This is a genomic window from Lacinutrix sp. C3R15, assembly GCF_018860825.1.
In the GTDB taxonomy this organism is placed as follows: domain Bacteria; phylum Bacteroidota; class Bacteroidia; order Flavobacteriales; family Flavobacteriaceae; genus Oceanihabitans.
This window is the reverse complement of the sequence record NZ_JAHKPZ010000030.1, coordinates 17,038-35,163: the sequence shown is the minus strand read 5'-3', so window position 1 is coordinate 35,163 and position 18,126 is coordinate 17,038. Positions and strand designations below refer to the sequence as shown.

The 18,126-nt window shown below is 31.5% G+C and carries 19 protein-coding genes and 5 tRNA genes; 22 read left to right on the top strand and 2 right to left on the bottom strand.

Annotated features, from left to right (window positions below):
- Positions 1-8: 8 nt before the first annotated feature.
- Together KO494_RS08835 and KO494_RS08830 are read left to right on the top strand one after the other, a co-directional pair.
- Positions 9-1,244 (top strand): ABC transporter permease, encoded by a 1,236-nt coding sequence (locus KO494_RS08835; protein ID WP_215967241.1) that lies wholly within the window; start codon positions 9-11, stop codon positions 1,242-1,244.
- A gap of 166 nt (positions 1,245-1,410) precedes the next feature.
- Positions 1,411-2,391 (top strand): PLP-dependent cysteine synthase family protein, encoded by a 981-nt coding sequence (locus KO494_RS08830; protein WP_215967240.1) that lies wholly within the window; start codon positions 1,411-1,413, stop codon positions 2,389-2,391.
- A gap of 120 nt (positions 2,392-2,511) precedes the next feature.
- Here the strand turns inward: KO494_RS08830 and KO494_RS08825 are convergent, their stop codons facing one another.
- Both KO494_RS08825 and KO494_RS08820 read right to left on the bottom strand, forming a co-directional pair.
- On the bottom strand, positions 2,512-3,189 hold the full coding sequence (locus tag KO494_RS08825; protein WP_215967239.1) for a T9SS type A sorting domain-containing protein: 678 nt from the start codon (positions 3,187-3,189) through the stop codon (positions 2,512-2,514).
- Between the two features lie 57 nt (positions 3,190-3,246).
- Positions 3,247-3,966 (bottom strand): 3-ketoacyl-ACP reductase, encoded by a 720-nt coding sequence (locus tag KO494_RS08820; protein ID WP_215967238.1) that lies wholly within the window; start codon positions 3,964-3,966, stop codon positions 3,247-3,249.
- A 272-nt stretch (positions 3,967-4,238) separates the two neighbouring features.
- Between KO494_RS08820 and KO494_RS08815 the strand changes: the two genes are divergently transcribed.
- The 20 genes from KO494_RS08815 to rplA all read left to right on the top strand — a co-directional run bounded on the left by KO494_RS08815 (position 4,239) and on the right by rplA (position 18,117).
- Positions 4,239-5,516 (top strand): DUF2851 family protein, encoded by a 1,278-nt coding sequence (locus KO494_RS08815; RefSeq protein ID WP_215967237.1) that lies wholly within the window; start codon positions 4,239-4,241, stop codon positions 5,514-5,516.
- Between the two features lie 90 nt (positions 5,517-5,606).
- A complete protein-coding gene (locus KO494_RS08810) occupies positions 5,607-5,834 on the top strand; it encodes a PspC domain-containing protein (protein WP_215967236.1) in 228 nt (75 codons plus the stop codon).
- A 3-nt stretch (positions 5,835-5,837) separates the two neighbouring features.
- Positions 5,838-6,863: a TrkA family potassium uptake protein gene (locus KO494_RS08805; protein ID WP_215967235.1), complete on the top strand. Its 1,026-nt coding sequence runs from the start codon at positions 5,838-5,840 to the stop codon at positions 6,861-6,863.
- A gap of 90 nt (positions 6,864-6,953) precedes the next feature.
- Positions 6,954-8,570, top strand: coding sequence for a sodium:alanine symporter family protein (locus KO494_RS08800; protein ID WP_215967234.1), 1,617 nt, complete (start codon positions 6,954-6,956; stop codon positions 8,568-8,570).
- Positions 8,571-8,582: 12 nt separating this feature from the next.
- Entirely contained in the window at positions 8,583-9,467 is an 885-nt protein-coding gene (locus KO494_RS08795) for a ComEA family DNA-binding protein (protein ID WP_215967233.1), read from the top strand.
- A 24-nt stretch (positions 9,468-9,491) separates the two neighbouring features.
- Complete coding sequence (locus KO494_RS08790; protein WP_215967232.1) at positions 9,492-10,661, top strand: acyl-CoA dehydrogenase family protein; 1,170 nt, start codon at positions 9,492-9,494, stop codon at positions 10,659-10,661.
- 428 nt (positions 10,662-11,089) lie between these two features.
- Positions 11,090-12,514: a carboxypeptidase-like regulatory domain-containing protein gene (locus tag KO494_RS08785; RefSeq protein WP_215967231.1), complete on the top strand. Its 1,425-nt coding sequence runs from the start codon at positions 11,090-11,092 to the stop codon at positions 12,512-12,514.
- 145 nt (positions 12,515-12,659) lie between these two features.
- Positions 12,660-12,854, top strand: a complete 195-nt coding sequence (rpsU, locus tag KO494_RS08780) for a 30S ribosomal protein S21 (protein ID WP_215967230.1) — start codon at positions 12,660-12,662, stop codon at positions 12,852-12,854.
- A gap of 123 nt (positions 12,855-12,977) precedes the next feature.
- Positions 12,978-13,868 (top strand): tyrosine-type recombinase/integrase, encoded by an 891-nt coding sequence (locus KO494_RS08775; RefSeq protein ID WP_215967229.1) that lies wholly within the window; start codon positions 12,978-12,980, stop codon positions 13,866-13,868.
- Positions 13,869-13,903: 35 nt separating this feature from the next.
- Positions 13,904-14,206 (top strand): ribosome hibernation-promoting factor, HPF/YfiA family, encoded by a 303-nt coding sequence (gene hpf / locus KO494_RS08770; RefSeq protein WP_215967228.1) that lies wholly within the window; start codon positions 13,904-13,906, stop codon positions 14,204-14,206.
- Between the two features lie 117 nt (positions 14,207-14,323).
- Positions 14,324-14,397, top strand: a tRNA-Thr gene (locus KO494_RS08765).
- A gap of 33 nt (positions 14,398-14,430) precedes the next feature.
- A tRNA-Tyr gene (locus tag KO494_RS08760) sits at positions 14,431-14,512 on the top strand.
- Positions 14,513-14,581: 69 nt separating this feature from the next.
- A tRNA-Gly gene (locus tag KO494_RS08755) sits at positions 14,582-14,654 on the top strand.
- 10 nt (positions 14,655-14,664) lie between these two features.
- Positions 14,665-14,736: transfer RNA gene (locus KO494_RS08750), tRNA-Thr, on the top strand.
- Positions 14,737-14,796: 60 nt separating this feature from the next.
- Positions 14,797-15,984: an elongation factor Tu gene (gene tuf, locus KO494_RS08745; protein ID WP_215967227.1), complete on the top strand. Its 1,188-nt coding sequence runs from the start codon at positions 14,797-14,799 to the stop codon at positions 15,982-15,984.
- Positions 15,985-16,047: 63 nt separating this feature from the next.
- Positions 16,048-16,120: transfer RNA gene (locus tag KO494_RS08740), tRNA-Trp, on the top strand.
- A 17-nt stretch (positions 16,121-16,137) separates the two neighbouring features.
- Positions 16,138-16,335: a preprotein translocase subunit SecE gene (gene secE / locus KO494_RS08735; protein ID WP_055443119.1), complete on the top strand. Its 198-nt coding sequence runs from the start codon at positions 16,138-16,140 to the stop codon at positions 16,333-16,335.
- An 11-nt stretch (positions 16,336-16,346) separates the two neighbouring features.
- On the top strand, positions 16,347-16,901 hold the full coding sequence (nusG, locus tag KO494_RS08730; RefSeq protein ID WP_215967226.1) for a transcription termination/antitermination protein NusG: 555 nt from the start codon (positions 16,347-16,349) through the stop codon (positions 16,899-16,901).
- Between the two features lie 69 nt (positions 16,902-16,970).
- The gene (gene rplK, locus KO494_RS08725; protein ID WP_215967225.1) at positions 16,971-17,408 is read left to right on the top strand and encodes a 50S ribosomal protein L11; all 438 of its coding nucleotides are present in this window, start codon (positions 16,971-16,973) and stop codon (positions 17,406-17,408) included.
- Between the two features lie 19 nt (positions 17,409-17,427).
- Positions 17,428-18,117, top strand: coding sequence for a 50S ribosomal protein L1 (gene rplA / locus KO494_RS08720; RefSeq protein ID WP_215967224.1), 690 nt, complete (start codon positions 17,428-17,430; stop codon positions 18,115-18,117).
- The last annotated feature ends 9 nt before the right edge of the window (positions 18,118-18,126 follow it).

Here is an 18,126-nt window from a genome sequence, read left to right as displayed (position 1 = left end):
AATCTAGTTTGAATTTCGAGTTTTTTATAGCTAAACGCATTATTAGTAGTAAAGCGTATAAAAGTAGCGTTTCGGCACCAATAATAAAAATTGGAATCGCTGCAATTGCTATTGGTATAATAGTAATGATGATTGCTGTTGCTACAGGTATTGGTTTGCAACAAAAAATTAGAGATAAAGTTTCTGCATTTAATGGGCATATCATTATTTCTAGTTTTGGTACTAATAACTCACAAGAAAGTGATAAACCAATTTCTACCAAACAAGATTTTTATCCCGTTTTTAAAAATGTAGATGGTATAAAAAACATACAAGCTGTAGCGTCAAAATTCGGAATTATAAGAACGGAAACCGATTTTGAGGCTATTATTGTAAAAGGAGTAGGAGCAGATTATAATTGGGATTATTTTAAAGAGTTTTTAATAGAAGGTAGATTACCAGATTACACTAAAGAACGAAACCAAGACGTGCTAATTTCTGAAGATTTAGCAAAACGTATGCAGTTTAAGTTAGGCGATAAATTTGCAACTTTCTTTAAAAAGGAAGACCCAAACGCCTTACCAACACAAATACGCTATTCTATTGTAGGTATTTATAATTCTGGACTTAAAGAATTTGATGAAACCTATGTGCTTGGAGATATTCGCCACATTCAAAGACTTAATAAGTGGGAGCCAGATCAGGTAGGAAGTTTTGAGGTTTTATTAGAAGACTACAACCAATTGCAAGAAAAATATGTTGCAGTATTTCAAAACACACCTTCCTTATTAAATGCAGTAACTGTAGAACAAAAACACGCTTCTATTTTTGAGTGGATTGGCATTTTCGATAAAAACACCTATGGTATTATAGGTATTATGATTCTTGTAGCAGGAATAAATATGATAACTGCATTACTAGTTTTAATTCTAGAACGCACCAAAATGATTGGTATTTTTAAAGCATTAGGAAGCAATAACTGGAGCATTAGAAAAATGTTTTTATACAATGCAGGCTATATTATTTTAAAAGGCTTGTTCTGGGGAAATCTCATAGGTTTAACCTTATTATTAGCACAAAAATACGGTAAACTTTTTCCGCTAGACCCAAATGTATATCATGTAAGCGAAGTACCAGTTTATATTAATTTAGGCTATATTTTAGCGCTAAACATTGGCACATTCATTCTCTGTTTACTCATGCTACTAATACCATCTTACATTATAACCAAAATTTCGCCAGTAAAAGCAATTCGTTTTGAGTAACTAATTATGGCGTTTACTGCTACGCTTAAGCTTCGCAGTACCGCGCTTTCACAAGTCGCTCTTTTCAAGGAGCTCCAACAATTGCTCAATCCCTAACGCAAAATAAAAGCTAACATTTAACATAAAACTATTCCCTTTTACTATTTTTGCATCAGAAAAATAAGAAATGGAATACGCAAAAAATATATTAGAAACTATTGGTAACACACCACTAGTAAAACTAAATAAAATTACAGAAGATTTACCTTGTTTGGTACTTGCAAAATACGAAACCTTTAACCCAGGAAACTCTGCAAAAGATAGAATGGCTTTAACCATGATTGAAGATGCAGAAGCAGACGGAAGATTAAAACCAGGAGGAACTATTATTGAAGGTACATCAGGAAATACAGGCTTAGGATTAGCGCTTGCCGCAATTGTAAAAGGATACAAATGTATTTTTGTAATTAGCGATAAACAATCTAAAGAAAAATGTGATGTATTAAGAGCACATGGTGCAGAGGTAATTGTTTGCCCTACAGATGTAGAGCCAACAGACCCAAGATCGTATTATTCAGTTTCTAAACGTTTAGGAGAAGAAACACCAAACTCCTGGTATGTAAACCAATATGATAACCCAAGTAACGCAAAAGCGCATTACCAAAGTACAGGTCCAGAAATCTGGAAACAAACAGATGGTAAGGTAACACACTTTGTTGTTGGTGTAGGAACAGGAGGAACTATTTCTGGAATAAGTAAATACCTTAAAGAGCAAAACCCTAATGTTAAAGTATGGGGAATTGATACTTATGGTTCTGTGTTTAAAAAATACCATGAAACAGGAATTTTTGACGAGAATGAAATCTACCCTTACGTAACCGAAGGTATTGGCGAAGATATCTTACCAAAAAATGTAGACTTCTCTCTTATTGATGGTTTTACTAAAGTAACCGATAAAGATGCAGCAGTGTACACGCAAAAACTAGCTTTAGAAGAAGGTATGTTTTTAGGTAATAGCGCAGGAGCAGCAATAAAAGGATTATTACAATTAAAAGACAAGTTTAAAAAAGACGATGTTGTTGTGGTTCTTTTTCACGATCATGGTAGTCGTTATGTTGGTAAAATGTACAACAACGATTGGATGAAAAAAATGGGTTATATAGAATAGTAATTACAAGAAATAAAATGCCTATTGTACATAACGCAAAGACATAGCTGTATCAAAAGAAATAAAAAACCTCCTAAATTTTAGGAGGTTTTTTTTAAGAAAATAAGTTTTAAGTAAATGCTATTCTTTTATAAATTTAAAGGTGTTTCCGTTTTCAAATTTTAAAAAGTATAATCCATTTGTTAGGTTGCTTGTATCTATTTTACCATTATTAGAAACTCTGCCATTATTTACTTCAGCACCTAAAACATTAAATAATCTATAGTACTCTGTTTTTGTTAAACCAGATACTTGTAAATAATTAATAGATGGGTTTGGGTATAATTTTATTTTACTTTGTAAATCAAAGGTGTTAATACTTAAAGTTGAACTTTGTACATCTCCTGTTAGAGTAAGAGATCCATTGCCTCCGCAAAAGCTATTAGCGTCAACCCATGTTCCTAAGGTTAAGTCAGGAGGGTTTGGTGTAGAAGCAGTTGTATTGTAATATAATACAGCGGTATCATAATCAGGTGTGCCTAAAGGGCCATCATTATCTAATTGAATTTCCCATCTAAAAGCTGAGGTATTCCATATAATTCGAAGTTCACAAACTCCAGCAGAACAGCTTTGTGAAAAATCACTAGGTGTGCTTTCAAAAGTGTTACGTATAGTTGCTCCGTCATCAATAGTTCCTGTATTGTTTAGTACAAAATCTTGATTAGACAAAACAGTTTCACAGCCATGTAGTGTAATTTGCGCATTTAAATTAAAAATGGCTGCTAAAAAAAATAAAAATGTAATGTAACTTTTTGTCATAAAAATATAGTTTTAATTAGTAATATTTGTAGAAAATAACGATGTTAAATAAATAAATTAAGGGTTTGTAGACCATAAAGACGCTCCTTTTAACATAGCTCTTCTTGGTAATTTTAATCCAGCAACAATAAGTTCTGCAAAATCTTCTGGCTGTAATACGCTATCTTCAGAATCTTTATTAGCAATACCAAGCTCTATAGACATATCTGAAGCAATAGTACTAGGTGTTAATGTACAAACACGAATGTTGTTTTTACGTACTTCTTTCATTAAAGATTCAGACATGCCAATAACTGCAAATTTTGAAGCCGAATACGCAGAGGTAGTAGCGTTACCTGATAAACCAGCAGTAGAAGAAACATTAAAAATATCTCCTTTGTTTTTTTCTATTAAGTATGGTAAAACCTCTTTGGTTACATAGTACATACCCATTACGTTGGTTTGTATAATTTGACTCCATTGTTGTACGTCCATATCATTTAAAGTACCAAATGCAGCAATTCCTGCATTGTTTACTAAAATATCTACAGTACTTAATTTTTCAATAATGGTTTTAATTCCTTTTTTAACTTCGTCATAATTGCTAACATCAAAAACAGCGTAAGTGGCATCAACACCTAACGTTTTTAATTCTGCAACAGTTTCTATTAAAGCAGCTTCTGTTCTTCCTGTTATGGCAATGTCAATTCCTTCTTTAGCAAAAGCTATTGCAGTTGCTCTTCCAAGTCCTCTTCCTCCTCCTGTAATTATTGCTTTTTTGTTTTTTAGGTTTTTCATAGGTTGAATTTTGTGTTAAAAATGTTGTGATTATTTTGCAAAAATAACGATGTATGGGTTGATAAACTAGATAAAATGTAATTCTTAACAGCAAATTAATATGTTCAACTATACTTAAACGGAGTAAAACAAAATAGCAATCTTATAGAGTTAACCTAAATAACATTTGTTTTTTCGGTTCTATTGGTTTTTATAAAATAGCAATACAACAAATTGTTTGTACTTAACCTTGTTTTTTTTGTTATGTAAATAGCATTATGTAAATTAGTTACATGCAAGAAGACTTTTTACATTATATCTGGAAATACAAAAAGTTTGCGCTAAGCAATTTAAAAACAACAGCTCAAGAACCTGTTTTTGTTTTGCAAGTTGGTATGCATAACCATAATACAGGACCAGACTTTTTTAATGCACAAATTAAAATAACAGACCAGCTTTGGGCTGGTAATGTAGAAATACATATAAAATCTAGCGATTGGTTTTTACATGGTCATGAACAAGACGCAAATTATGATAATGTGATACTACACGTGGTTTGGGAGCATGATACAGAAATACATAGAAAAGACAATACTGTAATTGCTACCTTAGTACTTAAAGATATTGTAGATAAAACTGCTCTGCAAAACTACCAAAAACTATTTCGTAAAAAACAAAAATGGATTAACTGTGAAAATGATTTTGCAACAGTAGATGATTTTGTTGTAAATAATTGGTTAGAGCGTTTGTATTTTGAGCGCTTAGAACGAAAATCTGCAGACATTGCACAATTATTACAAACTAGCAAAAACAATTGGGAAGCAGTTCTTTTTAAGATGCTAGCTAAAAGCTTTGGGCTAAAAGTAAATGGAGATGCTTTTTTAAGTTTTGCTAGTTCTATAGATTTTACTGTGGTTCAAAAACTACAAAGTAAACAGCGTAGTTTAGAAGCCTTGTTTTTTGGTCAGGCAGATTTGTTAAACCTAGATAAGCAAGACTTATATTACTTAGCGCTTAAAAAAGAATACTTGTTTTTAAAACAAAAGTTTGGTTTATCTAATCAAGCAGTAACTCCTTTACAGTTTTTTAGATTACGACCTCCTAATTTTCCTACCATACGTATTTCGCAATTAGCAAATTTATATAGTGCACAAACCAATTTGTTTTCAAAAATAATAAACGCAAAAAATATAGAAGAAATTTATGCTTTGTTTGCTGTTGGTACTTCAGCCTATTGGCAAACTCATTTTACTTTTGGTAAAACCAGTAAAGAATCTAAAAAAAGAATAACTAAAGCTTTTATAGATTTGCTTATTATTAATACCATAGTGCCTATAAAATTTAGCTATGCCAAACAGCAAGGCAAAGATATAGATGATGTTATTATTCGTATTATTAATCAAATTTCTTCCGAAAAAAATAGTATTGTTACTAAGTTTCAAGAACTTCATCCTGTAGCAACATCTGCCATGCAGAGTCAAGCATTACTGCAACTAAAAACCCAATATTGTGAAAAAAATAAATGTTTGCAATGTGCTATTGGTAATGTATTATTAACTAGCGTTGTGTAAAGAAATTTAAAATATTAGGTTTTAGGTTTCGTTTTTTCGAATTTAATTTTTTTATTAATAAAATTGGTAGTAATTAAGTAAATTGCAGTCATGAACATTTTCTATCGCATTCTTTTATATTTTCAAAAACACGGTTACTATGTATGCCAGCGTATTGCTGATAGATTGGGTATGCGTGCAAAAGTGGTAAGAACTTCATTTATATATTTAACATTTGTAACTTTAGGTTTTGGTTTTGCTTTATATTTATTCTTAGCTTTCTGGATGAAAATAAAAGATATAGTATATACAAAACGAACTTCGGTTTTTGACCTATAATGTATGATTAATAATTTTGTAAAATTTTTTAGGTCTAGAATTTACACAGCAGTAACGCTATTAGTATTGTTGCTATTTATAGGTGTATTAGGATTTAAATATGTATCACAATATTCCTGGATTGATGCCTTGTATATGACAGTTATTACCATTACAACTGTTGGTTTTGGTGAAGTGTATCCGTTAGATCCTGCCTCCAAGATATTTACAATGTTATTAATTTTAACCAGTATAATAATTGTTGGTTACGCTTTAACTGTAATTACAGAATATATTTTAAGCAGAAATAATTTAGAAGAATTAAAACAAAAAAAGATGCAAAAAACCATAGATGCACTTACAAATCATATAATTATTTGTGGTTATGGAAGAAACGGAAAACAAGCTGCTAAAAAATTGCTTGCTTATAATAAACCATTTGTTGTAATTGAAAAAGATAAAGAGGTTATAGATAAATTTGAAACCGATCAAGTCCCTTTTGTTTTAGGAAATGCAAATGAAGATGAAATTTTATTAGAAGCAGGTATAGATAGAGCCGAAACACTAATTTCTGCCTTACCTAATGATGCCGATAATTTATTTGTTGTGCTTTCTGCTAGACAAATTAACACAACACTACGTATAATTAGTAGAGCATCAGAAGAAACATCCTATAAAAAACTAAAATTTGCAGGTGCTAATAACGTAATTCTTCCAGACAGAATTGGTGGTGATCACATGGCATCTTTAGTAGTTGTGCCAGATTTAATAGAATTTATAGATAACTTAAATATTGTAGGTAGCTCTAATATTAATATTGAAGAAATTGCTGTTGAAAAATTATACGATACCAATACAAGTATAAAAACCATAAAAGACCTAGACCTAAGAAAAAAAACGGGTTGTAATGTAATTGGGTACAAAAATAGTGCAGGAGAATATATTGTAAATCCTGAAGCAGAACGCAAATTAGAGGCTAATGCTAAGGTGATTGTACTTGGTAGACCAGAACAAATTAAAGAATTAAATACTATTTACAACTTACATTAGTCACCTATTTTAACAACATAAGCTTTAAAAAACCATTTATTTTTAGCATATTGCTAACTTAATTCAAAATTTAACTAACTAATACATATTATGAAGAAATATCTTCTTTCTATTTTTACATTCATTTTACCATTTATAAACTTTGCTCAAGAGAGTACTTCAGAAAAAATAGATGCCATTTTCAAAGATTATACAGGTTGGTTTGTAAATGCTATTTTTTATGAAATACCTTTCTCAGAAAATTTTCAAATTCCTTGGGTGTTAATAGTTTTAATTGGAGGAGCATTATTTTTTACTATCTATTTTAAATTCATCAATTTTACAGGGTTTACAACTGCTTTACAGGTAGTTAAGGGGAAGTATGAAGATATTGAAAAACATGGAGTAGATACACTTTATGGAGATCAAACACCAGGTGGTGATGTTTTTGAAACCATTAAAAATGAAGGCGCAGATGGCGAAGTTTCGCACTTTCAAGCTTTAACAGCGGCCTTATCTGCAACCGTAGGATTGGGTAATATTGCAGGTGTTGCTGTAGCATTGTCTATTGGTGGTCCAGGAGCTACATTCTGGATGATTATTGCAGGTCTTTTAGGAATGGCTTCTAAATTTGCAGAATGTACTTTAGGTGTAAAATATAGAGATGTAGGTGAAGATGGTACCGTTTATGGTGGACCAATGTATTACTTAACTAAAGGATTAAAAGAAAAAGGAGCAGGAGGCTTAGGTAAAGTATTAGCGGTCTTATTTGCTATCTTTGTTATTGGAGGTTCTTTTGGTGGTGGAAACATGTTTCAAGCCAACCAGGCAGCAGCACAGTTTACTAAACTATTTGGTTTAACAGGAGAAAATGCAGGATTGTATTTTGGTTTAGGAATGGCTGTTTTAGTTGCTATTGTTATTATTGGTGGTATTAAAAGAATTGCCTCTGTTACCGAAAAAATAGTGCCTTTCATGGCTGGTATTTATGTGTTAGCTGCACTTATTATATTATTTGCAAACTTTACACTTATTGATGATGCCTTTGCTGCTATTGTTAGTGGCGCATTTACACCTTTAGCTGGTTTAGGAGGTGTAATTGGTGTTATGATTCAAGGTATACGTCGTGGAGCATTCTCTAATGAAGCAGGTGTGGGTTCTGCTGCAATTGCACATGCTGCAGTACGTACTAAGTATCCAGCTTCAGAAGGTATTGTTGCTTTACTAGAACCTTTTGTAGATACTGTAGTAATTTGTACTATGACTGCTTTAGTAATTGTGATTACTAATTTTGACGGAGGGTTTATGGAGTATGGTGTAAAAGCTACTGAAGGTGTAGAGCTCACTGCAACGGCCTTTGATACTGTTATTCCTCATTTTTCAATAGTATTAACTATTGCTGTTATTTTATTTGCTTTTAGTACTATGATTTCTTGGTCTTATTACGGTATGCAAGGATGGGTGTTTTTATTTGGTAAAGGAAAAATTACAGATTTAGTATATAAATTCTTATTTTTAATATTTGTAGTGGTAGGTGCTTCTATTAGTTTAGGTGCTGTTATCGATTTTTCTGATGCTATGATTTTTGCCATGGTTGTGCCAAATATTATTGGTGTAATAATGTTATCACCAGTAATTAGAAAAGAATTGAAAAAATACATGAATGCCATTAATAAAAAAGAAGAAGCTATAGAAGAGGGAGCAGATGATCTCGTTGAAAAAATGTAAAAAACATATACTATGAATTTAAAATCCCATTTCCAGTTTACAAACAAACAGAGAAATGGGATTTTTCTGTTATTAACCATAATTGTTACACTACAATGTGTATATGCTTTTGTTATACCCAAAGTATTTACAAACTCATATCAAGAAGATATCGTTGATCAAAACTTGTTAAAAGCGTTTAAAAAAGAAGTAGATTCGCTTCGTAAAGTAGCAATAGAAAAACGTAAGCCAAAAATATATCCTTTTAATCCAAACTATATTTCAGATTATAAAGGCTTCTCTTTAGGTATGTCTAGTCAAGAAATTGATAGATTGTTAGAATTCAGAAAACAAAATCAATGGGTTAATTCTACCAAACAGTTTCAGCAAGTTACAAAGGTTTCCGATTCGCTTTTAAATACAATTTCTCCTTTTTTTAAATTCCCAGAATGGGTTACTAAACCTAAGGTAAACTATAGCACCCAAAACTACTCGAATACAACCAAAACCTTTTCACAAAAAATAGATTTAAACATTGCTTCGGCTAGTCAATTGCAAAAAGTGAATGGTATAGGTAAAACTCTTTCTGAAAGAATAATAACCTATAGAAACAAACAACAAGGTTTTATTGCAGATGCAGAGTTACAGGAAGTATATGGTTTAAAACCAGAAGTTATTAAACGGCTCACAAATACGTTTACTGTAAAAACACCTAAAGCAGTAACTAAAATATATTTAAATACAGCAACAAGAGAGGAATTAGTAACAGTGCCTTACATAGATTATGAGGTTGCACATGAAATTTTAGAACAAAGAACTTTACGTGAAGGTTTTAATTCTGTTGATGAATTAACAAAAGTAAAAGGCTTTCCTGTTTATAAAATTGATATAATTAAATTATATTTGGCTATTAACTAGAATATAATAAATTCCTTAAGAATTATGAGCAATATGTACTTCACAGAAGAGCATCAATTATTTAGACAAAGTTTACAAGATTTCTTAAAAAAAGAAGTTGTACCACATATAGATAAATGGGAAAAAACAGGAACTGTAGAACGCTTTATTTGGAAAAAATTTGGAGAAATGGGCTTCTTTGGTTTAGCATACCCTGAAGAATATGGAGGATTAAACTTAGATTTATTTTATACCGTAATTTTATTAGAAGAATTACAAAAAATAAACTCTGGTGGTTTTGCAGCAAATATTTGGGCACATACTTATTTAGCGATGACACATGTTAATAAAGAAGGAAGCCATGAAATAAAAGAAAAATATTTAACAGCAAGTATTACTGGTGAAAAAATAGGTTGTCTTTGTATAACCGAGCCTTTTGGAGGGTCTGATGTTGCAGCAATGCGTACTACAGCTGTTAAAAAAGGAGACTCTTATGTAATAAACGGTTCTAAAACATTTATTACAAACGGTGTGTATAGTGACTACTTAGTAGTAGCTGCTAAAACAGATGTAGATGCAGGACATAACGGTATGAGTATTTTTATTATGGATAGAGATACGCCAGGAATATCTGCTACCAAACTAGATAAATTAGGTTGGAGAGCAAGTGATACAGCAGAAATAGCTTTTGATAATGTAACTATTCCAGCAAGTAATTTAATGGGAGAAGAAGGAAAAGGTTTCCCTTATATTATGCAACATTTTGCTTTAGAGCGATTAATCATGGGTATTAATGCACATGCTCGTGCAGAATATGCTTTAGAGTATGCAAGACAGTATATGAGTGAACGTATGGCTTTTGGTAAAACAATTAATAAGTTTCAAGCATTGCGTCATAGCTTTGTAGACCTTTATGCAGATATGGAAATGTGTAGAGAATATAACTATATGGTAGCATCTAGATTAAATAATGGAGAATATGTGGTAAAAGAAGCAACTATCTCTAAATTAAAATCTACAAAAATGGCAGATGAAGTTGCTTACCAATGTGTGCAATTTTTAGGAGGTTATGGTTATATGGAAGAATATCCAATGGCACGACTTTTGCGTGATAGCAGACTAGGACCAATTGGTGGTGGCACAAGTGAAATTCTTAGAGAAATTATCGCCAAAATGGTAATTGATAAGAAAGAGTATAAACCAGCTGCAAAATAATTTAATTGCTATTTTGGCGAAAATGATAAAATTAAATTATCGCCAAAATGGTAATTGATAAGAAAGAGTATAAACCAGCTGCAAAATAATTTAATTACTATTTTGGCGAAAATGATAAAATTAAATTATCGCCAAAATGGTAATCGATAAGAAAGAGTATTAACTAGCTGCCAAATAAAATAATTCAAATTTTGGCGATAATCATTAAAAAGAGGATCGCCAAAATCATTTTTTAAAAAGAAATACAATTATTGGTAAATTAATTGATTCGCATTTTAACGAAAATGGTATAAAAATTTAGGGTTTAATATTAAAATGTTTTTTCTTTAATCCAAATCTTAGCAGGTTGATGCTTATAAATTAAATACTAATTTCTATTCAAAATCGTTAATCTATCAAAACAGTTCTAGATTTATTAAACTTATACTATGCAATTAAAAAACAAAAAACAACTAGCTGTTGTAATATTACTTTTTTTAGGATTTACAAGTTATGCACAAACCGAACTTAAAAATACCGTTCTAGATACATTAGACTCTTTTCCTATTGCTAGTGCTAGTGTGTATATTAAAAATACAACCATTGGTACAGTGACTAATATAGATGGTAATTTTGTATTGCAAGTACCTAAAAAACATGAAAATGATACGCTAGTCATTTCTTCTATTGGGTATTCTACCTTTAAAACACCTATACAAGATTTTAATGCTGAAGTAGCAATCTTTTTATCCGAAGAGCAAGCATCACTAGATGAAGTAGTTTTAATAGCAGAAGCAAGACCAAAAACAGGTAATGAAATTGTAGTAAAAGCCATTGAAAAATTAGAACGTAATCTGCCAGACTCCTCGTACATTCAAAAAGGGTTTTTAAGACATAAAGAGCGAAATAAAAATGAGTTTAAATGGCTAATTGAAAGTGCTATAACTGTTTATGATTCTGGCTTTGTATCTAGTAGTACAGAGCATTTAAAAATTAATGTAGACCAAGTAAGAAAGAGTTATGACCTTCGTGATGTAGATAGCATATTTTCTTATGCTGCTTATAAAAATCAAAACTCAAATAAAAAATTAAAACCTAAAGACATTAGTAGAAGGTCTGTAACTAAAGATCAATTAGTAAAAGCTATTAAATGGAATGATACTAGAGTAAACGGATTAGAAAATCTTTTTCAAGGAAAACTAAATTTACTTCGCAATGCAAATAATTCAAAAGCTTTGTTTGGTGATGATATTTTAAATACACATCAATTTAAATTAGATACTATTCTTGTCGATAATGAACGTAAACTGTATAAAATTAAAATTGAAGGAGCAAAAGAGTTTGTAGGCCTAGATACTAAAGGTATATTTAATGAGGGTTATAAGGCAGAGGGCTGGTTGTATATTTACTATGATAACTATGCTATTAAAAAAGTAGAGTATAATTTAGTTGCTGCTTCAGATGCTCAAAAGGTTAGAAGCAAAAGACTTTTTGATACACAAACCAATCATAAATTAGTGATAACCTATATCGAGTATCAAGATAAAATGTACCCAAACTATATCTATTATGAAACACCTAAATTGGTAAATGTAGGATTAAAACCAACTTCAAAAATATCAAAAGAAGAAGAAGCGCGCTACAATAAAGAAGAACGTTATTACTATACAGTACAAGAAATTTTATTCTCAGAAATTATTTTAAATAAAGATGAAATTGCAACAATGCAAAACCAAAAATGGGATCCAGATATCTTTGCACCAAAGCCTTATAATAATGAGTTTTGGAAAAGTTACAATGTCTTATTAGAAAGTGAAGAAGATGAGCAACTTATTCTAGATCTTAGTAGAAAAGCATCTTTGTTTGAGCAATAATACAAACTACTTTTAATTAATGATAACACTAATTTAGATCGCAAAATAAAAAGAAAAGTAAAAATATTAATTTTTGTTTTTAAATCTTAAATTCCTGACTATATTTGCAGCCTTAAAAAATCTAAAAGAGAGGAGGTTAAGAACTATGTTAAGAATTCCAGTAAACGAAGGAGAAAATATAGAAAGAGCGTTAAAACGTTATAAGCGAAAGTTTATTAAGACTACAGTTAAAAATCAACTGCAAGAACGTAAGCAATTTACAAAACCTTCTATAGCACGTAGAGCACAAGTGCAAAAAGCACAATATGTACAAGGTTTAAGAGATTTAGAAAATATTTAATATTTTATAAATACACCATATAAAATCCTATTAGCTACTAGTTAATAGGATTTTTTTTGGCTTTAAAATTAAATCCAATAAAACTTTAGTACATTTAGCTAGCAACAAACAATAAATAAATCAATGCCATTTACATCCTTTCTAGACTATCTTCTGTTAGAAAAAAACTATTCTAAGCTAACTATAAGGGCTTATAAAAAAGACTTGTCAGACTTCTTAATATTCAATGCAGCGCAATTTAAACAAGAAGGTATAGAGGCTGCTAACTACTCGCAAATAAGAAGTTGGATAGTTTCTATGGTTGAAAATAAAATTTCAAATAGAAGTATAAATCGAAAAGTTTCAGCGTTAAATACTTATTATAGGTTTTTGCTTAAAATAAAGGAAATAGAAAGTAATCCGTTAGCAAAACACAGAGCGTTAAAAACAAGTAAAAAAATACAAGTACCATTTTCAGAAACAGAAATAGCTATCGTTTTAGATGAACTTAATTTTCAAGAAGACTTTAATGGTATTAGAAATAAGTTAATAATAGAGCTGTTTTATTCTACAGGAATAAGAAGAATAGAATTAGTAGAGTTAAAACTAAAAGATATAGATGTTTCAAATAATACATTAAAAGTATTAGGTAAACGTAATAAAGAAAGATATGTACCATTATTACAATCTGTATTAGGTACTATAAAAAAATATAAAGCAGTAAGAAATCAACTAGAAGAAATAACCGATAAAGACTATTTGTTTTTAACACAAAAAGGAGTTAAAATTTATGAAACACTTGTTTACCGAATAATAAATGAGTATTTTAGTTTAGCATCTACTAAGGTAAAAAAGAGTCCGCATATACTAAGACACTCATTTGCAACTCATTTACTAAATCAAGGTGCAGACCTAAATGCCGTTAAAGAATTACTTGGCCATACTAGTTTAGCTGCAACACAAGTTTATACGCATAATAGTATAGCAGAATTAAAAAAAGTGTATTTAAACACACATCCAAGAAGTAAAAAATAACGGCATAATTGTTTAACCAATAATAAATTAGAAGTATGAAAGTAAACACGCAATCCGTCAACTTCAATGCAGATCAAAAATTATTAGACTTTATTCAGAAACGAATGGATAAGTTAGATACCTTTTATGATAAAATAATAAAATCAGATGTTTATTTAAAAGTTGAAAATACAAGCGATAAAGAAAATAAAATATTTGAAGCACGAGTAAGTGTTCCTGGAGATAGTTTTGTTGTAAAAAAACAATGTAAGTCTTTTGAAGAAGGAGCAGATATAGCAATTGCTTCCTTAGAAAGACAGTTAAAAAAGCGAAAAGAAAAGTTAAGATCTTACTCTTGATAAAAATAATTAAAAAAAATATTTAAAAAATGTTTTGAATAATTAAATAAATATATACATTTGCAGTCCGTTAGAAATAGCGGGCTTTTTTTATAGCCATTGTGGCATGAAAAAAAAGCCGATGTAGCTCAGCTGGCTAGAGCAGCTGATTTGTAATCAGCAGGTCGTGGGTTCGAGTCCCTCCATCGGCTCAAGTTCTTTAATAGAGTGAAATATTTATAATTGGGGAGATACTCAAGCGGCCAACGAGGACAGACTGTAACTCTGTTGTTTTTAACTTCGCAGGTTCGAATCCTGCTCTCCCCACTTTTTATTACTAAGCCAGTATGTGGTTTTAAGAAGTGTAATTGTAAATGTTTAGAATTTTAAATAATTGCGAGAGTAGCTCAGTTGGTAGAGCGTCAGCCTTCCAAGCTGAATGTCGCCGGTTCGAACCCGGTCTCTCGCTCTAATATTTAGCCGGTGTAGCTCAGGGGTAGAGCGTTTCCTTGGTAAGGAAGAGGTCACGGGTTCAATTCCCGTCATTGGCTCTTTAAAGCAATCAAAGAATAATTGAACAATAATATAAATAAGATTAAAATAAATTAAACATGGCAAAGGCAACTTTCGATCGTTCAAAACCACACTTAAATATTGGTACTATTGGACACGTAGATCACGGTAAAACAACTTTAACTGCTGCTATTACTAAAGTATTAGCTGATGCAGGTTTTTCAGAAGCAAGATCATTTGATCAAATTGATAACGCACCTGAAGAAAAAGAAAGAGGTATAACAATTAATACTTCTCACGTAGAATATCAAACTGAAAATCGTCACTATGCACACGTAGATTGTCCAGGTCACGCCGATTATGTAAAGAACATGGTTACTGGTGCTGCTCAAATGGATGGTGCAATTTTAGTTGTAGCTGCTACAGATGGACCTATGCCACAAACTCGTGAGCACATCTTATTAGGACGTCAAGTAGGAATTCCTCGTATCGTTGTTTTCTTAAACAAAGTAGATATGGTTGACGATGAAGAGCTTTTAGAATTAGTAGACATGGAAGTTAGAGATTTATTAAACTTCTACGAATATGATGGTGATAATGGACCTGTTGTATCTGGATCTGCTTTAGGAGCACTTAATGGTGAGCAAAAATGGGTAGATACTGTGTTAGAATTAATGGCGCAAGTTGATGCTTGGATTCAAGAGCCTACTCGTGAGGTAGATAAAGACTTCTTAATGCCAATTGAAGATGTATTTTCAATTACAGGTCGTGGTACTGTAGCAACTGGTCGTATTGAGACTGGTATCGCTAATACAGGAGATCCTGTTGAAATCATTGGTATGGGTGCTGAGAAATTAACATCTACTATTACAGGTATCGAAATGTTCCGTCAAATATTAGATAGAGGTGAAGCTGGAGATAACGCTGGTATCTTATTAAGAGGTATTGAGAAATCTCAAATATCTAGAGGTATGGTAATTACAAAACCAGGTTCTGTAACACCACACTCTAAATTTAAAGCAGAGGTTTATATCCTTAAAAAAGAAGAAGGTGGACGTCACACTCCATTTCATAACAACTACCGTCCACAGTTCTACGTACGTACAACAGATGTAACTGGAAACATTGCGCTTCCTGATGGAGTTGAAATGGTTATGCCTGGTGATAACTTAACTATTACTGTTGAGTTAATTCAACCAATTGCAATGAATGTTGGTCTTCGTTTCGCTATTCGTGAAGGAGGAAGAACAGTTGGAGCAGGTCAAGTAACTGAGATTTTAGACTAATTAATAGTTTATAAATAAAAAGTTAAGGTGTTCCGTTTTGGCGGAACGCCTTGACTTATATTTACGGGTTTAGCTCAGTTGGTAGAGCACTGGTCTCCAAAACCAGGTGTCGGGAGTTCGAGTCTCTCAACCCGTGCAAATACAAAAATTATAATGGCAGGAATTGTAAATTATATAAAAGAATCATTTGAAGAATTGAAAAACAATGTGAGCTGGCCTACATGGGCAGAAACACAAAGTTTAACTATTCTTGTAGCTGTGTTTTCTATTATTTTCTCATTAGCAATTTGGGGAATAGATACAGTTTTTAGTAAAGTTATTGGGTATTATTTTAATTTAATAAACGGATAATTTTAAGATTTATGTCTGAAGGAATTGAGAAAAAGTGGTATGTTGTTAGAGCTGTAAGTGGTCAAGAAAACAAAATCAAAGCCTATATCGAGAATGAAATAGCTCGTTTAGGTTTACAAGATTATGTAGATCAAGTACTAGTTCCTACAGAAAAAGTGATTCAAATACGTAATGGTAAAAAGATAAGTAAAGAAAAAGTTTACTTTCCAGGATACATTATGGTTCAGGCTAATTTAAGTGGTGAAATTCCTCATATTATAAAATCTGTAACCAATGTTATAGGTTTTTTAGGAGAAACAAAAGGAGGAGAACCTGTGCCTTTAAGACAATCTGAAGTTAATAGAATGTTAGGTAAGGTTGATGAATTAGAAGTAGATACAGATGTTAATGTTGCTATACCTTATACAGTTGGTGAAACGGTTAAAGTTATAGACGGACCATTTAATGGTTTTGATGGTAGTATCGAAAAAATAAATGAAGAAAAACGTAAACTTGAAGTAATGGTTAAGATTTTTGGAAGAAAAACACCATTAGAATTAAGTTATATGCAAGTAGAAAAAGTATAATAATTGTTACATAAAGATAGATGTTTCTTTTGCTTCCAATAAAAGTAAACATCGACTAAATTATTTAAAATGGCAAAAGAGTTAGACAAAGTAGTTAAGTTACAAGTAAGGGGAGGTGCAGCGAATCCGTCGCCACCGGTTGGACCCGCTCTAGGTGCTGCTGGAGTTAATATCATGGAGTTCTGTAAGCAGTTTAATGCAAGAACACAAGATAAACCAGGTAAAGTTTTACCTGTGGCAATTTCTGTTTACAAAGACAAATCATTTGAATTTGTAATCAAAACACCACCAGCTGCAGTACAATTATTAGAAGCGGCAAAAATCAAGAAGGGTTCAGGAGAACCAAACCGAAAAAAAGTAGCTAAAGTTTCTTGGGATCAAGTGAAAACTATCGCAGAAGACAAAATGGTAGATTTAAATGCATTTACAATTGAATCTGCAATGAAGATGGTAGCTGGAACCGCAAGGTCAATGGGTATAACCGTGACTGGAAACGCGCCAAATTAATCTATAAAAGAAATTTAAAATGGCAAGATTAACAAAAAAGAAAAAAGAGGCTTTAGCAAAAATAGAAAAAGGAAAAATTTATTCTATTACTGAAGCATCTGCATTAATAAAAGAAATATCTAATGCAAAATTTGACGCATCTGTAGATTTAGCTGTTCGCTTAGGAGTAGATCCAAGAAAAGCTAACCAAATGGTAAGAGGTGTTGTATCTCTTCCTCATGGTACAGGTAAAGACGTAAAAGTTTTAGCATTAGTAACTCCAGATAAAGAAGCAGAAGCTAAAGAAGCTGGAGCAGATTACGTTGGATTAGATGAATACCTTGATAAAATCAAGAGTGGTTGGACTGACGTTGACGTAATTATTACTATGCCTAGTGTTATGGGTAAATTAGGTCCTTTAGGACGTGTATTAGGTCCTCGTGGTTTAATGCCTAACCCAAAAACAGGTACAGTAACAATGGACATTGCAAAAGCCGTGACAGAAGTTAAAGCTGGTAAAATCGACTTTAAAGTAGATAAAACTGGAATTGTACATGCTGCAATTGGAAAAGCATCTTTTAGTGCTGATAAAATTGAAGGTAATGCAAATGAATTATTAACAACTTTAATGAAACTTAAACCAACAGCAGCTAAAGGTGTTTATGTAAAAAGCATATTTATGTCTTCTACAATGAGCCCTAGTATTGCTATAGATCCTAAAATTGGTTAATTAGTTAAA

What these genes read in the sequence shown, in the direction of transcription:
- KO494_RS08795 (WP_215967233.1), top strand. Translation starts at nt 8,583, where the DNA reads ATGAATTTAAAATCCCATTTCCAGTTTACAAACAAACAGAGAAATGGG.
- KO494_RS08800 (WP_215967234.1), top strand. Translation starts at nt 6,954, where the DNA reads ATGAAGAAATATCTTCTTTCTATTTTTACATTCATTTTACCATTTATA.
- nusG (WP_215967226.1), top strand. Translation starts at nt 16,347, where the DNA reads ATGTCTGAAGGAATTGAGAAAAAGTGGTATGTTGTTAGAGCTGTAAGT.
- rplK (WP_215967225.1), top strand. Translation starts at nt 16,971, where the DNA reads ATGGCAAAAGAGTTAGACAAAGTAGTTAAGTTACAAGTAAGGGGAGGT.
- KO494_RS08815 (WP_215967237.1), top strand. Translation starts at nt 4,239, where the DNA reads ATGCAAGAAGACTTTTTACATTATATCTGGAAATACAAAAAGTTTGCG.
- tuf (WP_215967227.1), top strand. Translation starts at nt 14,797, where the DNA reads ATGGCAAAGGCAACTTTCGATCGTTCAAAACCACACTTAAATATTGGT.
- KO494_RS08830 (WP_215967240.1), top strand. Translation starts at nt 1,411, where the DNA reads ATGGAATACGCAAAAAATATATTAGAAACTATTGGTAACACACCACTA.
- rpsU (WP_215967230.1), top strand. Translation starts at nt 12,660, where the DNA reads ATGTTAAGAATTCCAGTAAACGAAGGAGAAAATATAGAAAGAGCGTTA.
- KO494_RS08775 (WP_215967229.1), top strand. Translation starts at nt 12,978, where the DNA reads ATGCCATTTACATCCTTTCTAGACTATCTTCTGTTAGAAAAAAACTAT.
- KO494_RS08790 (WP_215967232.1), top strand. Translation starts at nt 9,492, where the DNA reads ATGAGCAATATGTACTTCACAGAAGAGCATCAATTATTTAGACAAAGT.
- secE (WP_055443119.1), top strand. Translation starts at nt 16,138, where the DNA reads ATGGCAGGAATTGTAAATTATATAAAAGAATCATTTGAAGAATTGAAA.
- KO494_RS08825 (WP_215967239.1), bottom strand. Translation starts at nt 3,189, where the DNA reads ATGACAAAAAGTTACATTACATTTTTATTTTTTTTAGCAGCCATTTTT.
- KO494_RS08820 (WP_215967238.1), bottom strand. Translation starts at nt 3,966, where the DNA reads ATGAAAAACCTAAAAAACAAAAAAGCAATAATTACAGGAGGAGGAAGA.
- KO494_RS08785 (WP_215967231.1), top strand. Translation starts at nt 11,090, where the DNA reads ATGCAATTAAAAAACAAAAAACAACTAGCTGTTGTAATATTACTTTTT.
- rplA (WP_215967224.1), top strand. Translation starts at nt 17,428, where the DNA reads ATGGCAAGATTAACAAAAAAGAAAAAAGAGGCTTTAGCAAAAATAGAA.
- KO494_RS08810 (WP_215967236.1), top strand. Translation starts at nt 5,607, where the DNA reads ATGAACATTTTCTATCGCATTCTTTTATATTTTCAAAAACACGGTTAC.
- KO494_RS08805 (WP_215967235.1), top strand. Translation starts at nt 5,838, where the DNA reads ATGATTAATAATTTTGTAAAATTTTTTAGGTCTAGAATTTACACAGCA.
- hpf (WP_215967228.1), top strand. Translation starts at nt 13,904, where the DNA reads ATGAAAGTAAACACGCAATCCGTCAACTTCAATGCAGATCAAAAATTA.